This window comes from Methanobrevibacter cuticularis (genome assembly GCF_001639285.1).
In the GTDB taxonomy this organism is placed as follows: Archaea; Methanobacteriota; Methanobacteria; order Methanobacteriales; family Methanobacteriaceae; genus Methanobaculum; species Methanobaculum cuticulare.
Genome location: NZ_LWMW01000162.1, coordinates 1 through 3,906, shown reverse-complemented (window position 1 = coordinate 3,906; position 3,906 = coordinate 1). Strand labels below are relative to the sequence as shown.

The window sequence follows — 3,906 nt, the reverse complement described above, 5'->3', positions numbered from 1 at the left end:
TTTAACCACATTCACCGAAAGATTTAATACATCATCATTCAATAATATCTTATGTGGTGTGTTGTTTTTTGTTTGCATACATAATAATACACACCACCATAATATTAATACTTTACGAACTACTGATTATTTTTTAGTCTTTTGAATTCAATTTGTATAGTTAATTATTAAAATAGTCAATTATTAAAATTATTAATTTTTTAGGGTCCTAGATTTTTCACATTTCGCTGAACAGTTGTAGTACTTGTTTGGTTCTCAAATCAAATTATATGGATGTATATCCTAAAAATACATTAGATAGATCTTTCAATGGATTGATTGTTTTCTATATTGGTGTATTTTTATTAAAGATAAATAATATTTGATTAATTTATTAAAATCTTCGATTTTGCTTCTTATTCCTTTGTAATCTTTCCAATTTTCTAACATTTCTCTAGATTTTTTTAATCCTTTTTTGTTAAGTGTCATGTGTTTTTTTCATAATTCTTTTTTTTGGAAAGATATTGTGTGGATGTTGTTATTGTAAGTGAGATTTTATTTGTTGCGTTTTGGGTAAAATAATGTGAAAATAGGATAAGTTAGAGGATTATAGCTCATTCATGAATTTTTTCGTCATATTTCTTAAATGAAAATGATGGATTGGAAAGGGGATGTGGGTTTATATAGGTTGTTTTTGTTAAAAAGATGATATTTTTCGCTTAATTTTTATATAAATAGTTTTAAATTATTTAAACTTTAAGGGGGGGGGGGGGAAGTCTATGGCTTTGGTTCTAAGTTTTTATTTCTTGTTGTTTTGGTTTTGGGGTGTGTAGAATTGATATCTTTATATATGGGTAATTACTATAAGTATGTTTGTCCAGTAATTAAAAGTTAATAGTTTAATAGTATACTAACTGTTCTTTAGATGACTAACGAATTTTTTTTATTATCTATTGATAAAGTAAGTTACTGATAATTGTTAAACATTCTTAGTTTTTTAATAATAATGGCTGGATGGCATATTTTGAATATAATTAAATTGATGAGGTGAAAGATATTATGAATAAGTTTAAAAAGACGTCTTTTGTGATGATCTTATTGTTGCTTTTTGCTTTGTTTGCAATGGTTGGTTTATCAAACAGTTTTGCAGCAGACCATAATATTACTAATACGACTAATGGTGGTATTATTGGTGCTGTTAATAGCTCTATGGCTAATGATAAGATAACATTGTCTGATGGTGTTTATTCAGGCAACAACAATAAAGACATAATAATAAATAAGAATTTAACCATTACAGGTTCTAATAAAGTCAACACGGTTATTGATCTTGGTGGTGATAGTAAGTTATTCACAATTAACTCAGGTGTGAGACTAACACTATCTAATCTAACTATAAAGAACGCAATAATTGGTAATAATTCCTATTTGATAAATAACAATGGTTATATAACAATAGAAAACTGTGTGATTACAGATAATATTTTATCGTTTAATATTCTTTATAATGTAACTTATACTAATAATGATGTGTTGAATGATGGTAGTTTTGAGTCTGGTTATCTTGTTGGTAATAATGGACAAATGAACATAATCGATTCAGCATTCATTAACAATAACATGAATATAAACTATCAATACTATCAGAATGTTCCTTATACTAATACTACTACTTTGTATTTTAATAATACAATTTATAATAATAGTGTTGTTGGTTCTGGGTTCATTGTTAATAAAGGTAGGCTTAATATCGCAAGATCTGAATTCACAGACAACACAATAAAAACAACAACAAACAGACAATTCAACTGGAACAATGACCAAAATATAATTATTAATATCTGTAATCCTAATGATGAGCTTGTTATTGGTGAACAGACTACTAGTTATGTGTATGCAATGATTGTTAATACTGGTGATTTAGTTATCACACAATCCAACTTCAAAAATAATATCAACAATTATAATGAGACAAGAAACTACAATAAAAACACAACCATAACCACAAATGGTGGTACTGGTAAAAAAACCACAGCTGTTGGTATTTATAATTTACTATATTCTACTAGTAATCTAGAAGTAAATAATTCTAATTTCATTAATAACAGCTACAACGCAACATATATAAATAACAACCCTAACTACAGTATTTTATATGTTAATGGTCCTACAATTTTTGTAACTACTCTTGCTAACCGTACTGTTAGTGTTAATATTCTTAATTCTACTTTTGTAAACAGCACCGCAAATGGTGATGGAGGAGGACTTTATGTAACTAGTAGTGCTAATGGTAATGTTAGTGTTAATATTGTTAATTCTAGTTTTGTAAACAACAAAGGAGCTAGTGGTGGAGGAGTTGTTGTAAGTAGTGGTACTAGTGGTACTACTATTGTTAATATCGTTAATTCCACTTTTATAAATAACACCGCAATTAATGGTGGAGGAGTTTATGTAAATAGTGGTATTGATGGTACTGTTAGTGTTGATATTCTTAATTCTATTTTTACTAATAATACTGCATCTTTTATGGCTGGAGGAGTTACTGTAACTAGCGGTGCTAATGGTACTGTTAGTGTTGATATTGTTAATTCTACTTTTGTAAACAGCACCGCAACTGATGCTAAGGCTATTTATGTGACTAGTGGCACTAGTGGTACTGTTAGTGTTGGTATTGTTAATTCTACTTTTGTAAACAGCACCGCAAATACTGGTAATGGTGGAGGAATTTCTATAAATGCTGGTACTAATGGTACTGTTAGTGTTGGTATTGTTAATTCTACTTTTGCAAACAACAAAGTATCTAGTGGTGGAGGAGTTTATGTAAGTAATAGTGGTACTAATGGTAATGTTAGTGTTAATATTGTTAATTCTAGTTTTGTAAATAGCACCGCAACTAATGGTGGAGCAATTTATGTGGCTGGTAGTGGTAATGTTACCGTTGGTATTGATAATTCCACTTTTACTAATAATAGTGCATATATGGGTGGAGCAATTTATGTGACTGGTAGTAGTAATGTTACCGTTGGTATTATTAATTCCACTTTTACTAATAATAGTGTATCTTATCTAGGTGGAGGAGTTACTGTAACTAGCAGTGCTAATGGTAATGTTAGTGTTGATATTCTTAGTTCCACTTTTGTAAATAATGCCGCATCTAATGGTAAAGCTATTCTTGTAACCAATGGTACTAATGGTAATGTTAGTGTTGTTGTGAATTATAACGCATTTTTAAATCAGTCTACTAGTACTATTTATAAGGCTAGTACTTCTTCTGCTGTTGTTGATGCTGATTATAATTATTGGGGTTTTAATGGTGTCCCAACTGGTATGAGTAATGTTGTTGTGAATAGTTATTATGTGCTTGGTATTACTAATATGAGTGATCTTAGTGCCGATTATACTGTTGGTGATCCATTAAGTTTTAATTATACTATGTATTTAAATGGTACTAGTGATAGTACTAATGCTAGTAATTTACCAAGTCTTAACAGTATTTTCTATAATGATCTTTTATATGGTTATTTCAGTTTGAATGCTCCGGGTATTATAGAGGTTCCTGTACAGACTGTTGCTGGTGGTGTTTTTAATTTCACTAATGCTAATGGTACTGTTATTGGAAATTTCACATTAATTGGTACTATTTTTCCAGGTAGTGTTTCTAATATTACTGTTCCTGAGATTATTATTGTGAATAATACTAGTGTTGATTTGGTTATTAGTATTCCTACTAGTGTTGGTGGTTTAGCTGGTCAAACCTTTAATGTCATTATTAATGGTCATTCACAAATTGTTACTTTTACTAATGGTACAGGTACTTTTGTGGGTTATCAGTATGGTAATTTAGGACTTAATAGTTTAAATATCACTTTAAGTGATAATCCTAACTACAATAACAGCTCTGCTATTAACAACGTTTTCTTCAAAGAA

General features: G+C 29.2%; 1 protein-coding gene. It reads left to right on the top strand.

The annotated features are described in order from the left end of the window. Positions 1–1,038 precede the first annotated feature (1,038 nt). Positions 1,039–3,906: beta strand repeat-containing protein (locus MBCUT_RS10180; protein ID WP_157082587.1), on the top strand; the 2,868-nt coding region annotated here is incomplete at its 3' end.